Source organism: Parcubacteria group bacterium (assembly GCA_041659505.1).
Taxonomy (GTDB): Bacteria; Patescibacteriota; Minisyncoccia; order Moranbacterales; family UBA2206; genus UBA9630.
Genome location: JBAZYF010000001.1, coordinates 169,202 through 190,971, shown reverse-complemented (window position 1 = coordinate 190,971; position 21,770 = coordinate 169,202). Strand labels below are relative to the sequence as shown.

3 protein-coding genes are annotated in these 21,770 nt (G+C 44.1%); all 3 read left to right on the top strand.

What is annotated here, in order from left to right:
* The first annotated feature begins 66 nt into the window (after nucleotides 1–66).
* The 3 genes from WC848_00875 (at nucleotide 67) to WC848_00865 (ending at nucleotide 21,564) form a co-directional block, all read left to right on the top strand.
* On the top strand, nucleotides 67–1,449 hold the full coding sequence (locus tag WC848_00875; GenBank protein MFA5961218.1) for an ATP-binding protein: 1,383 nt from the start codon (nucleotides 67–69) through the stop codon (nucleotides 1,447–1,449).
* A 232-nt stretch (nucleotides 1,450–1,681) separates the two neighbouring features.
* Nucleotides 1,682–2,344, top strand: a complete 663-nt coding sequence (locus WC848_00870; protein ID MFA5961217.1) for a hypothetical protein — start codon at nucleotides 1,682–1,684, stop codon at nucleotides 2,342–2,344.
* A gap of 446 nt (nucleotides 2,345–2,790) precedes the next feature.
* On the top strand, nucleotides 2,791–21,564 hold the full coding sequence (locus tag WC848_00865; GenBank protein ID MFA5961216.1) for a right-handed parallel beta-helix repeat-containing protein: 18,774 nt from the start codon (nucleotides 2,791–2,793) through the stop codon (nucleotides 21,562–21,564).
* Nucleotides 21,565–21,770 lie beyond the last annotated feature (206 nt).

Sequence of the window (21,770 nt, the reverse complement as noted above, 5' to 3'; positions counted from 1 at the left end):
TAAATTGACACTCATCCTAATAGATGTTACATTATTGGTAATAATAATACCTATAAATGTAAAAATATGAAAAAATCCTTTATTATAGCCGAAATTTATCGACAGAACAAACACTGGGATTCGCCGGATGAGTTTTTGGCCGAGTTGAAAAATATCAGCTATAAGCGGAAGTTGTTTGGTGAAATTTTGCCCTATTTAGCCAAAAAACAGATCATTTCCATTGTCGGACTCCGGCGTACGGGAAAAACGATTCTCCTGAAACAATTGATTGAAAAACTGCTCGTGACAGTGAAACCGGAGGCGATTCTTTTTTTGACTTTTGACGAAGCGATTATTCCCGGAAAGATTACTATTGCGGATTACCTGAATGCGTACTTGGAAAAAAGCGCACCAAAAAGTGGTTCGCTGTATATTTTTCTTGATGAAATTCAATATAACCCGAAATGGCAACATATTTTGAAACGCTATTATGACACTGACGCGCGGATAAAATTCATTATCAGTGGTTCTTCCTCTTTGTTTTTACGCAAAAAGACCACCGAGAGTCTGGTGGGTCGGATCTATGAATTTTCTTTGCCGGTGTTGGATTTTCAAGAATATTTGGAATTAAAAAAGGTCAAAAAAGAACTGCTTGCCGGTTATCAGTCATCCGCTGTAGAGACGAGGCAATGCCTCGTCTTGAAAAATTCATCAACACAAGAAAAATTTTTCCAAAAATACGGCGCGGAAATGGAAAAAGAATTTGAACACTATCTTCGCTATGGTCAATTTCCGGAAATCGTTGGGGAAAATAATCTAGCGGTGGTCAAAAAATATCTCACCGATGCGATCTACAAAAAAACCATTGAATATGATATTGTGCGAATTTTCGGAGTGGAAAAAGTGGACGAACTTAAATTTTTGTTTCAAGTTTTGGCCGGTGAAATCGGATCGGTGATTGAGACGGGCAACATCGCGCGCGAAATTGGCATCGACGAAAAAACGGTCAAAAAATACCTCAACTATTTCGCTGAAAGTTTTCTCATTCAGCTTGTCTATAATTTCACTAAATCGGCCAGAAAATCCCGGCGCTTGGGTAAAAAAATCTACCTGGGTAGTCCCAATTTTGTTTCGGCGTTCTATGCTTGGTCAGATGAGGCGCAAGGGAACTACAAAATGGGGTTTTTGGTGGAGAATTATTGTTTGCAACTTTTGCAAAAAAGCTATTCCGCAGTTTCTTTCCGGCGGGTTCGGAAAGATGAAGTGGATTTTTTAGCGACGGATAATATTTTGGACGCGAAAACGTATCAATACGTCGAAGTGAAATATCGCGAGCAGATTGCGCTCAATAAATTTAAATTTGCCACGAAGTTGGCAAAAAAAAGTGGTAACAAGTTAGTTGTCGTTACCAAAAACGATTTTATGGTGCACAAAGATTTAGTGCTGGTTCCGGTTTGGATGTTGAAATAGACAATGCAATGAGTGCGGATTGATTGTCCGAAACTGTGGTTTTCTGGGTTGAATGATTGGCAGGATTTTGTAGGGGTTTGAGGAGTCAAACCCAAAAACAATCCACGTTTTCAATTTCCCATAATATCGTAGGGACAGACCTTGCGTCTGTCCTTGAATCAGGATAAACACAAATTTCAGGACAAACAAAATCCAAGGGGAGGACAAATACAAGATTTGTCCCTACAAAAAAATGCTAAACAAAAACCGCAAATCTAATCGCCTGCAAAATTACGATTATTCCCAAAACGGATTATATTTCATCACCATTTGCACGAAAGACAGACAGGAATTATTTGGAGAAATTGAAAACGGAAATATGGTTCTGAATGAATTAGGTAGAATTGTTGATAAAAATTTGATAGGCGTGTTGAATTATTTTGAAAATATATTTTTAGATGCATATGTAATAATGCCTAATCATACCCACATGATTTTGGAAATAATAAATAACAATCACACAAAAACGGAAATCGTAGGGACAGACCTTGTGTCTGTCCGGAACCTTGCGTCTGTCCGGAAACCAGGTAAATCACAGAATATAGGGAAATCGCAAAACCCGGGCGCAGGACAAAACCCGGGTGTAGGACAAATTTCGGGTGCAGGACAAATACAAGATTTGTCCCTACAAAACAATAACCCCGTAGGGACAGACCTTGCGTCTGTCCGGATTTCAGGAAAATTACAAAAGCCAGGGATATCCAGATTCGCACAAATATTCAAATCAAAATCAACGGTTGAATATATTCAATTGATGAAATCGAGAAACATGCCGTATATTACAAAAATTTGGCAACGGTCATTTCACGACCACATCATTAGTAACGACGAATCATTAAACAAAATCCGTGAGTAAATCGAAACCAATCCGGAAAGTTGGGAGCGTGATCGCAACCTGCCGGAAAATTTGTGGATGTGACGCGTGCATGACTGGCACTTGACCTCTAGGTAGTTAATCATAATCACTAAATTACGCATATTATGTATAAAAGGCTTATCAAAGAGCAAATAATGGACAAACTTTTTCAACTTATTTCCCCCGAAGATTTGGACGGTTTTGTGATTTAATCACGGCCAACCGCCCCGCGAGGGTTGAGCGTGGATTAATGAGAAAGAATTTAGGATTTGAAAATAGCTCAGTTTGCGCTGGTAAGTGAATCAATAAATCGCTCAAAGTAAGTGGCTAATCGTGACTGATTGTCGCTGTTTTTTGTTGCTTCTTTTTTGGGATTATTTGTGGTATAATTTAGAAGAAATAAAGATAGAAAAAAGGACTTAAAATTTCAAATTACCACCCCCTCAGTGACTGTTAAAAAAAAATTCACAATTTATCTCATTGCTGGCCTGTTTTCTTTGGGTTGTTTTAGTCGTGCTTTTGCTGCAACGGAGTTTACTGCTGTCGTCGACACCGGCAACGGCGCGGACACGGATTATACCTCATTGGCATCTTGGGAAACCGGTGTGCAGACTGATCTGACTGCCGGGACGACGCAGGTTTTTTCTGGGGCGCGCACGGCCGCTATTGCCGACAATGCGACGGTCTATCTTTGCCGAGGGGGAGCCTATCAATCCCATTCCGGTACAGTCGTCCATGCTACGGCTGGGCAAATTCTTGTTGACGCGATCACCGGCAGTGCGACGGAAACGAGCGGAGACGTGTGGTACACGAATAACACTTGCAACAGTGCTAATTATTTCACCGTAACTGACGGCGGTAATTCCGCCATCGCTGTCGCTAAATGTCGTACGAGTAATGGGTCGGCGGATACTAATGCGATAGGAGTCGATGGCTGGATAACTTCGGCGACGAATTACATCAAGATTTGGACAGATCCTAGTGAGAATTATCGGCATAGTGGGGTTTGGGATGAAGGGAGGTTTAGAGTGGGTGATGTTATTAGTGTTAATGAAGATTTTGTAAAAATCCAAGGCTTACAATTGCTGGGAAAATCAGCAGGAAACCCGTCAATAATAATGGACGTGGATATCGCTGATGGTGGATTAGTTCAAATAGGTGATAATATCTTTAAAGGCAATTTTGTTTCAGGTGATTACCCTTACGGTATAATGTTGCGATGGAGCGCTTCTGGGACAAAAAACTCTAAAATATGGAATAATATTTTCTATGATTTTAATGTCGGTACAAATCCGACTGCAATTTTTTCAAATGGAAATTATAATAGTTATATTTACAATAATACTTTTTATAATTGTTATAGAGGTATAAATTCTGCTAATGGGCCGTCTATAGTTAAAAATAATCTTGCATATAACAATGTAATTGGTTATGACGGTTGGATTGATTCAAGTTCCACCAATAACCTCTCCGGCCCGACCCAAACCGACGCCCCCGGCTTAAATCCGAGGAACGCGCAGATTGTCCATTTCGCCGACGAAGCCAACAATGATTTTCATCTGGACTCGGCGGACACCGGAGCAAAAAACCAAGGTATCAAATTATATAATTCCAGTGACGATGCTAATTTAAATTTCACCACTGACATCGATGGTGATACTCGGCTTGACAGTGCCGGGACGTGGGATATTGGGGCGGATGAGAATGTGGCCAAGATTTATCGCTCGGTCGCTCCGTCCGCCACAGGTGCACTGGCCACAGGGGGAGCCAGTAATTATGGCAACTTAGAAATCAAACCAACCTATCTGTCTGACTCCACCACCAGAATCACCGACTACGTCGCCACGTTCTGGCGACCACTGCCGGACAATGTCGGCGTGGGTGACGCTGTGCAATATGACGCGGACGACAATGGTTCGATCGACCATGTCGTTTTCATCACTAAACGCTGGGACAGTGCGCATTTTTCGGTGCGTACGGCGAGCGGAGGAGCGCCGACATCCACAATTTCACCGGATGCGGATTTTGGGGTTTTCAGATCATATATTTCGCTTTTTAATGCGGAGGCAGGAACAGAAAACACCGGGCTTAGCGACACAATCGAAAACTATGACACTTGGTCGGACGGAAAAGATTTGACGACCAATAATGAGCAGTGGAATGTGGCTTGTTATGCGGGGCAGGGCGGAATGCCTGATGCGGATGCTTTCACAATCCATGGCTGGGGAACAGCGTCGCATAATTACCTAAAAATATATACACCAACTAACGCGGATGAAGTTGGGACGACGCAACGACAGAATGGGAAATGGGATGAGAGTAAATTCTATCTTGAAACAGCCGAAGACAGTAATGACGCTATTGGACTCGACAGTGATTATGTGCGAATTGATGGTTTACAGATTTTTCATAGAGGGTTGTATGATGATATTTGGATCAATAATTTAACTGAGGATGAAAATGAAATTCAGATTAGTAATTGCATAATAAGGGGGGACATGGATAATCATTATGGCGTGAATCTTGATAGTGCGGGAATGAGAGCAAAAATTTGGAACACATTGATTTATTCAAACCTTGCCGGTGTATTTGTGGCAGGAGGAGATGGCAAGAATTTGTGGGGTTATAACATCAGTACAATCAATAACGATTATGGGTTTATGAATTATTCTGGTGCAACAGGGTCTTACGTTTTGAAAAATTGCCTAGCCGCTAATATTTATGAGGATTTTACCGATCCATTTATAATGAGCAACTCTGCATCAGCTGATAGTACCGCTGATAATTTTGGCGGAATTGGAAATAGGGGTGATCAAGTTTTTTCATTTGTTGATTTGGATAATGATGATTTCCACCTTGCCCCTTCCGACACCGGTGCGCGGAATTTTGGGGCGGATCTTTCTAATGATTTGGATTTGCCGATTGGCACGGATATTGATTCGACTGGATATGATGCACAGACGAGGCAGTGCCTCGTCTCTACGGGGGATGATTGTAATACCCGTCCGCGGGGGACATTATTCGACATCGGTGCGGATGAAGTGATTACGAAAATTTATCGTTCGGTGGCGCCGGGAGCGATTAGTGCGATTGATACGGGAAGCTCGTCCCATACCGTGACCATTGCTGGAATAATGGCAACTTTTTCATCAGCCGTCCCTGACAATATCGGCGTTGGCGATGTAGTTCAATATAACATTAGCGGAACATACTACGTCGCTTTCATCAGCGGACGGATTGATGCCACTCGTTACACTGTTAACAGTGCATCGGGAGGAATCCCAACCGCAGTCAGCGCCTCGCAAGCTTGGTATATTTATCGTGCCTACACATCGCTCAGCAATGCCGAAGCGGGAATTGAAAACACAGGCCTTAATGATACAGTAGAAAACTTTGACAGTTGGGCAAATGGAAAAGATATTGCCGCCTCATCGGAACAATGGAACATTGCTTGCTATGCGAATGGGACGACAGCGGATACGACAAGAGTTGACATTAATGATTGGACAACGGGAAAACAAAATTTTATTAAAATTTATACACCTTACCTGTCAACTGAAGTTGGGATAAGTCAAAGGCATCAGGGGAAATGGGATGATAATAAATACAGACTTGAAGTGACTAGTCAAGATATGAATCTTTGGATTTGGGATAACTATGTCCGAGTCGATGGTTTGCAAATTACGAATGTGTATGCGACCTATGCTATGGCAACTATGATTTTTGGCCAAAGCGGAGCGGGAGAAATAAATGTCAGTAATAACATTTACAAAGGCCATAATAATACAAATGGAGAAATGGGGATTTCTGGCAACGCAATGCCCGCGAGCGTTATAGTAAAAGTTTGGAATAATTTGTTTTATGATTTTGATACGACAAATCTTGGAGGAAGCTTTGTCTTAACATTGGCTTCAAGCGGATATGCCTATAATAATACCGTAATTGGCGGTGCGTTTGCGATTTATGCAAGCACGGCGGTTTTGAAAAACAATATTGTACAAAATTCTCCCTATGCATATTATAATTCTACAAATGTTACCGAATCAACAAATAATCTTTCTGGTCTCGGCACTAGTTATGGCGCGCCGGGAAAAAATCCTAAGCTAGACACGACTGTCTCGTTCGTCGACGCGACCAATAAAGATTTTCATTTGTTACCGAGTGATACCGGGGCGCGGGGGTTTGGGAAGGATCTTTCGAAGGATCAGAATCTGCCAGTGACAAAAGATATAGACGGGCAGAATTTCAAATTTCCAATTTTGAATTTTGAAACAAATCCGAATGATCAAATTTCCAATGCAGACATTGGCGCTGATCAAGCAGCGATGCCGATTTATCGTTCGCTTTCGCCTTCGGCGACTGGGGCGCTTGACACTGGTTCGGCGGATGCGAATAGTCTTTCTATTTCTGGCACGACGATGACAGTGGTCAATGCCACTCCTGATAATATTGGCGTGGGAGATGTTGTGCAATATGACTCCGACGGAAATGATTCCATTGATGCCATCGCTTTCATCACTGGCCGGACATCTTCTTCACAATATTCCGTCCAAAACCGCGAAGGGGGCGTGCCGGTTCCGGTGATCAATGACCAGAATTGGTCGATTTTCCGGGCACACACTGCGCTAAGCGATGCCGAAGCCGGCACAGAAAATACCGAAATAGCGGACGGGGTGGAGCATTTTGATATCGACCGCTCAATCACGGGCGGGAAGGATATTTACGCCAGCAATCAGCAGTATAATTTGGCGGCGTATGGGAATGGGGGGACGGCGGATACATCATCTGTAAGTATCGACGGGTGGAATACTTATCCGACAGATTATATTAAGATCTATACGCCCAATCTTTCGACCGAAGTGGGAATATCGCAGAGGCATCAGGGTAAGTGGGATGAAGGGCGGTATAGAATGGAAAGAACCGGAACGGGGGTTATATCGATTGTTTCAAGACATGTTCGGATAGATGGAATACAGGTCAAGCACACCAGTTCGGGTGATTTTTATGCCAATACCATATATTCAACTATAAACTCAATAGATTCCAATCTTGTTATATCTAACAATATTTTTCAAGGTGTTTTTTCGGGAATTATAGGAAATTCTAGTGCGTCTGGGTTCAATCAGCCCTATGGATCTTTGGTCAATGAAAAATTCGTAAATAATATATATTACGGATATTTGTCATTAAATGCATTGCGTACGAGTGCCGCGATTTTTATCGATGGCTCAAATGCTTATCTCTATAATAATACAATTAGCGGTAGTGAGCGTGGTATTATCAGGGGCACCGGGAGGGTTATTGCCAAAAACAATCTTTCCTACAATAACACAACTGATTACTCCGGCACATTTGATTCCTCTTCCACTAACAACCTTTCCAAAGACGCCACTGCTCCGGCTCTTGGTGCATATTATCGCAACGCGACAGTCCAATTCGCCGACGAAACCAACAAAGATTTCCACCTCGCCGCCAATGATACTTCCGCTAGAAACATGGGCGCGAATTTGAGCGGAGACGCATTCAATGCGTCTCTACAAGATATCGACGGGCACACGCGCAATGTGGCATCACATTCCGGAGCGTGGGACATCGGCGCCGACGAAGGGGCGACGGCGGTGTATTATTCCGTCGGGCAAAATACTAATGACCATAGGACTGGCGAGCCTAACATTTCTATTTCCAACGGCATAGCCACGTTCACTATTCCCCAGACCGCCACTAATATGGGCGTTGGCGATAAAATTGTTTATAATGGTTTTTTAAATGAAGCATATATTACGCAAAAAATTTCCACATCGGAGTGGCGAGTTGTTACCGCCACAGGAACAGTAGCGCCTGATAGAACAACCACTTCGGTTCAATCTATCTCCCATCCATTTTCTTCAATTGAAGGCGCAGTGGATGGGAACACGGCGACTGGCGCGTTTGACGCGACGCATTTAAACACTGAAGATCTTTATGCTAATAATTATCAATTGAATATTCCTTGCTACTATGACACCGGAGCGGATTCAGGAATCGGTACGGAAGTCAATGGTTTTGTGACCGCTATTCCGAATTATATCAGAATCTATACACCGACGAATACTATGACTGAAGCGAATCAGAGCCAGCGGCATTTGGGTAAGTGGACATCAACAGCTTTTGCGATGAAGGCAGCTTATGGTCATGGTATTAGATTTTCTGTGCCGAATACCAAATTCGACGGAATACAGATAGACAAAAGTGACGATGGTTATGTCGGAATTATTTCCTATGAGAATTTTTCGGAAATAAGCAATAATATAATCAGGAATTTTAGTGTCGGGATGACGTTAGGGGGTAGTCGGCGAGTGTATAATAATATTATTTATGGAGCAGAGGATGCTGTAAACTCACAAAATTGTCCAGATTGCACTTTTTACAATAATACATTGGTTAATAACGGAGTTGGTATTAGATTGAATTGGATGAACAATCCGTCTCAAGTCAGCAATAATATATTTTTAGGAAACACGACTGACTTTGTTAATGAGGGTGGCACCATTCCAAGTTTTACCTACAACACCACCAATCAATCCTCGGGCATCCCTGCCGGCACAGGTAATCGCTATAGCCAGACTTTCAGTTTCCAAGATTCGGCCAATGCGGATTATCACCTCTCTTCAGCCGACACAGCCGCCAAAAGTTTCGGCACCAACCTGGCCGCGGATCCCTATTTCGCTTTTGCTTCTGACATTGATGGCGGTTCTCGTCCGGGGGCCAGTTCGGCTGATGCGTGGGACATCGGAGCGGATCAAACCCCGGTCGAATTTGTTTCGGTCGTCGACACCGGCAATGGCGCGGACACGGATTATACTTCTTTGGCGTCTTGGGAAACTGGAGTGCAAACTGATCTGACTGTTGGGACGACACAGGTTTTTTCTGGGGCGCGCACTCAAGCGATTGCGGACAATGCGACCGTTTATCTTTGTCGAGGTGGTGCCTATCAAACGCACTCCGGCACAGTCGTGCATGCTACTGCTGGGCAAATTCTTGTTGACGCCATCACTGGCAGTGCGACGGAAACGAGCGGGGATGTGTGGTATACCAACAACACTTGTAACAGTGCCAACTATTTCACCATTTCCAACGGCGGAGACAGTGCGATTGCGGTGGCGAAGTGTCGGGCTTCGACTGGCTCAGCAGACACCAGTGCAGTGACGGTTGACGGTTGGTCAACATCGGCCAGTAACTACATCAAGATTTGGACGGATCCGGAGGAACACTATCGGCATGGAGGGGTTTGGGATGAGGGGAAATATCAGTTAAGCGCTACGAACCCAAGTGAGGATTTGGTGCTTGTCAATGAAGATTTTATTAAAATTGACGGTCTTCAATTTAATATTGTTACTTCTGAAACCTATGGCGATGCACTTTATCTAGCTTCCGGTGACGGTGGTAGTGTTGAAATCTCTAATAATATTATCAAGGGGACATTGGGTAGCGGAGCAAATTATAATTGGGGGGTTGTCTTTGGCTGGAATGCCTCAGGGATGAGAACTGGAAAATTTTGGAATAATATCGTGTATGGATTTTCAACCTCAGGAGGAATTAATGCAAACGGAACATGGATGGAGTATGTTTATAATAATACGATTACAAACTGTGACCAGGGAATACTAGACTCGGCAGGTAATGTTATTGCAAAAAATAATATTGTTTATAATAACACTGATAATTATGTAAACAGCTTTAACGCCTCATCTACCAATAACCTCTCCGGCCCTGATCAGTCGGACGCTCCAGGGACTAACCCGAGGAACGCGCAAGTTGTCCACTTCGCCGATGAAGCCAACAATGATTTCCATCTGGACTCGGCCGACACCGGTGCAAAAAATCAAGGCATCAAATTATACAACTCATCCGATGACGCTAATCTAAATTTCACCACCGACATCGATGGCGATACCCGCCTCGACAGCGCCGGCACCTGGGACATCGGCGCGGATGAGAATGTGGCGAAAATTTATCGTAGTGTAGGCCCGTCCGCCACAACTGCTTTAGCTGTGGGCGGAAGCAGTAACTACGGCAACCTCGAAATCAAACCAACTTATCTGCCTGACTCCACCACCAGAATCACGGATTATGTCGCGACATTCTGGAGACCACTACCGGAAAATGTTGGAGTAGGCGACGCGGTGCAATATGACGCGGACGACAATGGTTCGATCGACCATGTCGTTTTCATCACCAAGCGTTGGGATAGCGCGCATTTTTCGGTTCGCACCTCGACAGGGGCAAGCCCTGTCGCTACGATTGCGCCAGATGCGGATTTTGGGGTTTATCGGGCGTATACGAGTCTGAATAATGCCACTGACTATACTAACGGCGGAACCGAGAATTCTGGTATTGCCGCAGCGGTTTCAAATTTTGATGCATGGTCTGGAGGGAAAGATTTGACTGCAGGGAATGAGCAGTGGAATGTGGCTTGTTATGCCAATGGGACAACGGCGGATACGGTAGGTGGATTAATCAATGATAACTGGACAACGGCGCCTAATAACTATCTCAAAATTTATACACCAACTAATTCCGACGAAGTGGGAGTCAGTCAAAGGCATCAAGGAAAATGGGATGTAAATAAATATAGGCTGGATGTTGTTTCTGGTGAGTCTATTAGAACAGCTGTAAAAAATATTAGGTATGAAGGATTGCAGGTTAGGAGTGAAAATGGCGGTGCCATAGAAATTGCCTATAGCACAACTACAGACAAAACACTCTATGTGGTTGATAATATTTTAGATTCTTACATGACAGGAGTTGGAGAAAATTCTTCACTTTATGGCACTGCATATATTTATAACAATATAATCTATGGGATGACACAGAGCTGGAGCTACGGAATAAACATTCCTGGATCAAGCTCATATGCATTTGTTTATAATAATACAATTTTTGCCTCTGCTCCAGATATTATGGGTATTGTTGGGACAAGTCGGGTGACAGCGAAAAATAATTTGGTCAAAACAACTTCATCTTCGTTTTGGAGTACTTTCAATTCTAATTCTGATTATAATTCTTCAGGTGGTACTACAACCACTGGTGGCGCACATGATAAAATTTCCCAAACCTTCTCATTTGTCGACGAAGCCAACAAAGATTTCCACCTCGCCCCCTCCGACACCGGCGCGCGGAATTTTGGGGCGGATCTTTCTAATGATTTGGATTTGCCTTTGAATACTGACATTGATTCGACTGGATATGATGTACAGACGAGGCAGTGCCTCGTCTCTACAGGGGATGATTGCAATACTCGTCCGCGCGGAACATTGTTCGATATCGGCGCGGATGAAGTGATTACTAAAATTTATCGCTCTGTCGCGCCGGACAATGATACGGATAATAATCTCTCAGCCATTGCCACTGGTGAAGCTAACTCACTTACTGTTAGCGCCACCACATCTCTCGCCACTTTCACCAATGAATTACCCGACAACATCGGTGTCGGGGATGTTTTACAATATGATTCCAACAACAACGGCTCCATTGGTGCTGGTGACACGCTGGCGTTTATCACGGGGCGAACCGACTCAAGAAACTTTACTGTCAAAACCGCCAGTGGCACTGCGCCAGTCGCCAGATCAGGCGATACTTATTGGTCGATTTTCCGGGCCTACACTTCGCTAAGTAATGCAGAAGCCGGCACAGAAAACACAGCGATTGATTCTAATTTGCGAAACTTCGATAGTTGGTCAGGTGGGAAAGATATTGCGGCCAGTTCGGAGCAGTGGAATATTGCGGCTTATGCGAATGGGACGGCGAGTGATACGGTGGCAGTTACAATTGATGGGTGGAATACGGCACCACAAAATTTTATTAAAGTTTATGCACCGTATTTAGTGAGCGAGGTTGGGATTTCTCAGAGGCATCAGGGGAAGTGGGATGATGGCAAATATCGCATCAATCCACCAATAAATAGTAGCGCTATCTTTATTAGAGAAAATTATACTAAAATTGACGGCCTACAGATTTTTGTCAGTCAAGCGCCAGTTTCTCAATACGCTTATGGCTTTTGGATAACAGACGGAGGTGGAACTAATATTAGAAATTGTATAATTAGAGGTCCTAATACGGCAAGTACCTTGTATCATTCTGCCTCTAGAATAACTTCTAGTGTTGCGATAGATAATTATTTTTCTAATAATATCATTTATGATTTTACTGGAGATTATGGTTATGGCATTGCACTGAGCTCGTCAACTGCTCGTTGGCGTATTAGCAATACAACTTTATATAATTGTACTATTGGTTATTGGAATGACGGTGGAGTCGCTGCAAATATGTATTTAAAAAATACACTTTCTCAGAATTGCGTAAACGGTAATTATGGTTCTTTTAATATTGCCTCTGACTATAATCTATCTAATCTTGCTACCGACGCACCCGGCCCCCACTCCAAAAACTCCACCACCGTCCAATTCGTCGATGCAACCAACAAAGACTTCCATCTTTCGCCAGCTGACACCGGGGCCAGAGGATTTGGCAAAGATCTGTCCAAAGATCAGAATCTGCCAGTGACCAAAGACATTGATGGGCAAAATATCAAATTTCCAATTTTGAATTTTGAAACAAATCCGAATGATCAAATTTCCAATGTAGACATCGGGGCGGATCAGGCGGCGGTGCCGATTTATCGTTCGCTGGCACCTTCGGCGACTGGGGCGCTCGACACTGGTTCGGCGGATGCGAATAATCTTTCTATTTCTGGCACGACGATGACAGTGGTCAATGCCACTCCTGACAATATTGGTGTTGGTGATGTTGTGCAATATGACTCCGACGGAAATGATTCCATTGATGCGATTGCTTTCATTACGGGGAGAACATCATCGACGATTTATTCCGTGCAGGATCGGACAGGGGCGAGCCCTGTCCCTACAAGTTCGGCGGATCAGAATTGGTCGATTTTCCGGGCGCATACATCGCTTTCAAACGCCGAAGCCGGCACGGAAAACAGCGGCGTGGCGGATAATTTAGAGCATTTTGATGTGGATCGCTCGATTTCCGGCGGGAAAGATATTTATGCCAGCAATCAGCAGTATAATTTGGCGGCTTATGGGAATGGAGGGACGGCGGATACGGCGCAGGCATGGATTAATGGCTGGACGACATATCCAACCAATTATATCAAGGCATATACGCCGATTCTTTCTTCCGAGGTTGGTGTTTCGCAGAGGCATCAGGGGAAGTGGGATGATGGGAAATACAGATTAGAGTTTACTGCACCCGTTGATCATTCTGCCGTAATAGTGCTTTATGACGGAAATGTAAGGATTGATGGTCTTCAAGTTAGAGGAATTTGGAATAATAGAACTGGTGGATATGCGATTTTGTCACAGCCTGATGATGGGACAACGATTGATATTTCCAACAACATTATTTCTGCCTCAATAAGTGGAACAAGTAGCGGTCAAGACGGAGTGAGAATTACGTATTTCAGTACACCTGGCACTAGAGTCGCGAAAATTTGGAGCAATGTTATATATAATTTTTCCGGCTCTGGATTAAATGTTACGCATACTGGCTGGGGCACGGGTTATGGTTATAATAATACCCTGTATGGTAATAATGTGGGCATTAATTCTCAAGGTGATAGTGTAATAAAAAATAATATTTCTTACAATAACACTGATAATTATGCTAATGCTTTTTCCGCCTCCTCCACCAACAACCTCTCCGGCCCAACTCAAACTGATGCGCCGGGGTTGAATCCGCAAAATGCTAAAGTTATTACATTCGCAGATGAGACCAACAAAGACTTCCACCTCGCCTCCACTGACACTTCCGCCCGCAACATGGGCGCGGATCTTTCGGCGGATGCTAATCTTGCAATTACGAACGACATCGACGGCCACACTCGTTCAACCTCCTCGCACACCGGCGCTTTCGACATCGGCGCGGACGAAGGCGCGACAGCGGTGTATTATTCTGTCGGGCAAAATATCACGGATCATATGACTGGTTCGCCGACGGTGACGATTGCTAGTGGAACGGCCACTTTTGATGTCGCCCAAACGGCAACGAATATGGGAATTGGCGATAAAGTTACTTACAACAGTACTGACGTCGCTTACATCACCGGCAAAACAACGACGAGTATTTGGACAGTGCGGACGGCCACAGGAACAATTCCAGCAAACATCACCGATTCGCCAGTGGTTTCTATTGCACATGTTTTTTCTAGAATTTATGATACTTATGATGCCACTGGAGCTGGTTATCTCAATACGTATGATTTAGCGACTAATAACTATCAAGTGAATTTTCCATGCTACTATGATTCAGGATCGGACACGACCAGCGCCAATATTGGCCAATGGATCACATCTTTGTCGAATTTTATAAAATATTATACTCCGACTGACATTAATACCGAAGCCAATTCAAGACAGAGGCACTGGGGTAAATGGGATGATACAAAATTTAATATGAAAATCACAAATGATTGGGGCTATGGTTTTGATATGCGAAACGCTGGAAACATTGTGATCGATGGGATACAAATTGACGTAACTGCTAACAATGGATCTGGTCGGTTTAGGGGAATTTTAGCATGGCCTCAGCATGATGGTGGCGCAAAAATATCAAATAATATAATTAGAGGAAATATTTCAAATGGCAGTGAAGCAGCTGGAATTGATACGGACGGCGGTTCATATGGTTGCAATATAATAGTTTATAACAATATAATATATGGATTCAATGTAGCTAATTCATTTGGGATTGTACTATATTCATCGTATGTTTATCCGACATATGTTCTTAATAATACAATTTACAATAATAGTTATGGAATATCTCTTGGTAATGGGCTTAACGTTATTAAAAATAACATAGTTTATAACAATAATGACAATTATTATGAACCCTACTTTGATGCATCCTCCACTAACAACCTTTCCGGTCCGACGCAGACGGATGCGCCGGGGACTAATCCGCAAAATGCAAAAACAGTTACTTTTGTTGATTCTGCCAACGCCGATTTTCACCTCGCCTCCACCGACACAGCCGCCAAAAACTTCGGTGCGGATTTAAGTGCGGATAGTAATTTTGCTTTCACGAAAGATATTGACGGCAACACGAGAAATATCAACGGCCGTGGTTGGGACATCGGCGCAGACGAAGCGGCAACGGCGGTCTATTATTCCGTCGGACAAGACGGGACGACGGACAGAAAAGTGACCGGAACAGTTAGTATTAATTCAGCTGGCCTCGCCACTTTCAGCGCACCGCAAACCGGCAACATCGGAGTCGGTGATGTAATTGATTATGACAGTGATAATAAAAAAGCCTATATCGTATCCAAAATTGATCAGTCAAATTGGAATGTCCAAACGAACACCGGTGCATTGCCAGCGATCGTAACAGATGCGACAGTCAATTCCATCAAACGTGTATTCTCATCACTAAGTTCCGCCGAAGCAGGTGCGACCGGAGCGACACTACTCAATACGTCCGATCTTCTCACTAACAACTATCAGTTGAATTTCCCCTGCTACTACGACACCGGAGCGGACACGACTGCTGTAACTGTTAATGGCTATACGACTGCGCCGACGAATTTTATTAAAATTTATACGCCATACAACACAACTAGTGAAGCAAATACTTCGCAGAGGCATAGCGGGAAGTGGGATGATTCGAAGTTTCGGATGGAGGTCAGTGGACGGCCGATTGATGCTTATGCCAACGTTAGCATTGATGGTGTCCAGGCTGTGGCGACAAACGATTGGGCAATTGCTATTCAGAATACTTCGAGTGGGCAAGCAAACATATCAAATAATATCATAAAAAATTCCGGAACCGGAATCGTTAATAATTACGGGTCTAATACCGGTGTCAATATTTGGAACAACATTATTTATAATTGCAACGAAGGTATTTATACTTATCAAGAAAGGGCTAGCTATATCTATAATAATACTGTTTATGGCTGTAGTGTTATGGGATTTTATACTAATGGAGTTAATGGTTTGACCTATAAGAATAATATTTCATATAATAATGCCATTAATTTTAACTTGAACGGATACAACGCCTCCTCCACCAACAACCTCTCTGGTCCTACTCAAACTGATGCGCCGGGATCGAATCCGCAAAATGCTAAAGTGGTTAATTTTGCCGACGTCGCCAACAAGGATTTCCATCTATCCGCGACAGATACCAGTGCAAACAGTATGGGCGCGGATCTTTCCGTTGATACTAATTTGCCTTTCACTACTGATATCGACGGCGGAACGCGCACCACTCCTTGGGACATCGGCGCGGACGAAGGCGCGATCGGCATCTACTACAGTGTTGGCCAAAACACGAATGACCACAAAACTGGCACGAATCCGACCGTGTCAATCGCGAGCGGCGTGGCGACTTTTTCCGAAGCGCAAACAGCGACCAATCTGGGCGTAGGGGATAAAGTGACCTATAACAACACTGACGTGGCCTACATCACCGCCAAAACTTCCACCTCAGTCTGGCGCGTCGCAACTGCCACCGGCACGACCCCGGCCGATATCACCGACTCAGCCGTGGTTTCTATCACGCACGCTTTTGCTTCGCTCGAAGGCGCCGTCGATGCTGACACAGCATCTGGTGCTTTTGACGCGACGCACCTCAACACGAAAGATCTCACCAGCGGAAACTATCAACTAAATATTCCTTGTTACTATGATTCCGGAGCAGACACAACGGCAGTCGCCGTCGAGGGCTGGACAACTGCAGCGAATAACTATATTAAAATCTATACACCAAACAATACGGCGACGGAGGTGAATCTTTCCCAAAGGCATCAGGGAAAGTGGGATGATGGGAAATATAGCTTAGTTTCAAATACTAGCGGTTGGTGGTCAACAATGACAATTACAAATGAGTTTGTGAGAGTGGATGGTTTGCAAATCAAAAGAGTATCGGCCGGAAATTCTAATCCAGAAATTGTCTATATTAATGCTAATAATGCCAATTCAGACATTCAGTTATCGAATAATTTGGCAGTCGCAGACTTTACCGGACTGACAAGCTATGGTTACGGAATAGGAGTGCCATATAGTTCCAATAATAGAGGGAAAATTTGGAACAATATTATTTATTCCGTCCAATCAGGATCAGTTGGCGCTATTGCACTTGCCTTGGCCGAAACCGATGGGTTTGTCAGAGATTTTCAAGTCTATAATAATAGCATAATCGGCTGGACGTTTGGAGTCGGTGGTTCTGATTATTCCACCCAGATCAAACTTAAGAATAATATTTCATATAATAACGTAGATAATTATAGTGGTAATTTTGACGCTTCCTCCACCAACAACCTCTCCGGCCCGACACAAAATGATGCGCCGGGATTGAATCCACAAAATACTAAAGTTATCACATTCGCCGACGAACCCAACAAAGACTTCCACCTCGCCTCCACTGACACTTCCGCCAGAAACATGGGCGCGGATCTTTCGGCGGATGCTAATCTTGCAATTACGAACGACATCGACGGCCACACTCGTTCAACCTCCTCGCACACCGGCGCTTTTGACATCGGCGCCGACGAAGGCGCGACTGCGGTCTATTATTCTGTCGGGCAAAATACCACGGATCATAAAACCGGGGCGCCGACGGTGACGATTGCCAGCGGAACAGCCACTTTCAATGTGGCGCAAACCGCGACGAATATGGGCGTTGGCGATAAGATAACTTACAACAGCACTGACGTGGCCTACATCACCGGCAAAACAACGACGAGCATTTGGACAGTGCGCACCGCCACGGGAACCATTCCCGCCGACATTACGGATTCGCCGGTTGTTTCGATTGCGCATCCATTTGCATCTCTCGAAGGTGCAGTCGATGCCAACACAGGCGCTGGTGCGTTTGATTCTTCGCACCTCAACTCCAAGGACTTAGCGGGTAATAATTATCAGTTGAATATTCCCTGCTACTATGACAGTGGGGCGGACACAATCGGGGTGACGGTGGGCGGTTGGAATACATCTGTACCGAACTATATCAGAATTTATACTCCTTTTAATACAACAACGGCAGTTAACCAATCACAACGGCATGATGGAAGATGGAAGAATTCCGCCTTTACTATCGGAACGACTGCAGGAGAAGTTGTTGGTGTTTATTCTATCAGTCAGGTTAAAATTGATGGTCTGCAGATAGATGGTACTAATGGTGCACATATGGGTATCTGGACAAGCGGTAATGATACGGAAATTTCTAATAATATTGTCCGTAATATTGATACGGGACTATATCTGAGTGCTTCACGTACGCATGTGGCTAATAATATTATTTATGGAAATGATACGGCTGTGTATTTTCAAAATGGGGATAATATTTATTTATCAAACAATACTATCGTAAATAGCGCAGTTGGCTTTGAAAAACAATGCGCCGATGGCTATGTTAAGAATAATATTTTATCTGGAAATACTTCTGATTATAGCAACACTGGCTGCGGTGGCGACCCAAGTTTTACCTACAACTCTACCAACCAAGCCTCTGGCATTCCCGCCGGCACAGGCAATCGCTACAGCCAGACTTTCAGTTTCCTGGATTCTGCCAACGCCGATTATCACCTCGCCCAAACCGACTCAGCCGCTAAAAACTTCGGTGCGGATTTAAGTGCGGATAGTAATTTTGCTTTTAACACTGATATTGATGGAAATACCCGCCTCCGCCCAGGCTCCGGCGTGGCGACGTGGGATATCGGCGCAGACGAAGCCGCAACAGCAGTCTATTATTCCGTCGGACAAGATGGCACGACGGATCGCAAAGTGGCTGGAAATATTTCAATCAATTCAGCTGGACTCGCCACTTTCAGCGCACCTCAAACCGGCAACATTGGTGTGGGGGATGTGATTGATTATGATAGTGACGCCAAAAAAGCCTATATCGTTTCCAAAACTGATCAATCGAATTGGAATGTCCAGACGAACACCGGCGCTCTTCCAGCGACAGTCACCAACGTAACAGTCAATTCCATCAAACGCGTCTTCTCCTCACTCAGTTCCGCCGAAGCGGGAGCGACTGGCGCAACGCTGCTCAATACGTCTGATCTTCTCACTAACAACTACCAACTCAATTTCCCTTGCTACTACGATACCGGAGCGGATACGGCAGGTACAACCATCAGTGGTTATGCTACTGCTCCGACTAATTTCATAAATATTTATACGCCAAACAATACTACAACTGAAGCGAACAGTTCGCAGAGGCATTTGGGGAAGTGGGATGACGCAAAATATCGCATGCAAATAACAAATACTGATGGTATAAATGCAAGAGATGGATACGTGAAAGTTGATGGACTTCAAATAGATTTTACTAACTCGAACGGGGGTTATCAGTCGGGAATATATACCGCTGCCTATGGTTACCCGAATAGTTGGTATGAAATAAGTAATAATATCGTCAGAGGAACGATAACAGGTGATTCAGCAAGCGCGGGCATATTGGCTGATGTTTACAGCAATAACACAGCGAAAATATGGAACAATATAGTGTATGATTTCACTAATAGTACCAATAATACCAGAGGAATATGGATATGGAATGCGACTGCATATGTGTATAATAATACTGTCTATCATAATTCTTATGGCATAGTAGGTGGTGGAATGGGGCCAATTGCAAAAAATAATATTTCTTATAACAATCGTATTAATTGGTATTCTGGCTTTTATGCCACTTCCACTAACAACCTCTCTGGACCAACTCAAACTGATGCGCCGGGAACAAATCCACAAAATGGGAAGTCGGTGGTGTTTGTGGATGAGACGAACAAGGATTTTCATCTGACCTCGACAGACGTCAACGCGCGCAATGCCGGCGTGGATTTGTCGGCGGATACCAATTTGAAAATCACTTCCGACATCGACGGCCAAAACCGTTTGACCGGCGCGGGAATGGTGGACATCGGCGCGGACGAAACCGCGACAGAGGTCTTTTATTCCGTCGGCCAAAACACGACCGATCACAAAACCGGCACAGCGCCAACTGTGTCAATCGCGAGCGGCGTTGCCACATTTAGTGAAGCGCAAACGGCAACGAACATGGGCGTAGGCGATAAAGTAATCTACAACACAAACGTCGTCGCCTACATCACCGGCAAAACCACGACCAGCATCTGGACAGTCAGAACGGCCACCGGAACATTGCCGGCGGACATCACCGATTCGGCGGTGGTTTCGGTTTCTCATGCTTTTGGTTCACTTTATTCGGCCCTGGGTATGTCTTGGGCTGGGGCGGCTGATTCCAATCATCTTAACACAGGAGATTTAGTGACTGGTAATTATACTCTCAATACTCCCTGCTACTACGATTCGGGACCAGAAGTTTACGGTGTCAATCTTTTGGCCTTCACCACTTCACCGGAAAATTTTGTCCGTGTTTATACTCCTACCAATACGAGCACGGAAGCCAATAGTTCCCAAAGACACGATGGAAAATGGGAGGCAAATAAATACTATGATACTAGTGTCATTGCAATTTATAATAATTATGTGAAAATTGACGGACTGCAATTTTCCATGATTAGCTCAAGCAGTGCTGACAATGTATTGGGGATATCGGGTAGTATAAGTGGTCCAAATAAAATGGAGATTAGCAATAGCATAATTTCCGGTGTGTATAGCAGTGGCGGATGGGGACAGGCTATTTATGCGGGTGCTAGTAGCAATGTTTATGTTTCCAATAATCTTATTTACGGATTTTCTGATGGGTCTGCTTATAGCAATGGAGTTTATTCATATGGCAACTTATATGCTTACAATAATACTATCGCAAATTGCTCCAATGGAATTTCTATTATTTCAGGAGGAATGGCAATTGCAAAAAATAATATTGTTTATGGCAGTGGTGATACTAATGCCTATGGCGGAACATTTGCATCTGGCACAGATTATAACGCAACGGACGGAACTGATGATATCGGGCAGGGAACACATAATAAGATTTCTCAGTCATTTAGTTTTGTCGACGCAACAAACAATGATTTCCATCTCGCCAACAACGACACCGGAGCCAAAAATATGGGCATATTCCTCGGTAATGATCCCTATCTGCCCTTCATGACCGACATCGACGGCCAGTCCCGCCCAAGCGACCAGACCAAATGGGACATCGGCGCGGACGAAAACGAAAACGCCCTGATTGAATTTAAGCAGAATGTTGAATTGAAGAGTGGGGTGGAATTTAAGATTCCGTAAGTCTGAACCACTGACCGTGCCTCGCCGAGCAGGTGGGTTATCACTGAGGGCACTGATTTCACTGAATGATAAAAAATTTGTCATCCTGAGCTTGCCGAAGGATCTACTATCCATTGCCGCAAGCCTTGCTATTAATCGGGAAAATTTACGATAACCACAAGTAGATCCTTCGACTCCGCTGCGCTACGCTCAGGATGACATATATT

Bases quoted from the DNA above. Each gene is read 5' to 3' on its own strand.
- WC848_00875 (MFA5961218.1), top strand. From the start codon at position 67: ATGAAAAAATCCTTTATTATAGCCGAAATTTATCGACAGAACAAACAC.
- WC848_00870 (MFA5961217.1), top strand. From the start codon at position 1,682: ATGCTAAACAAAAACCGCAAATCTAATCGCCTGCAAAATTACGATTAT.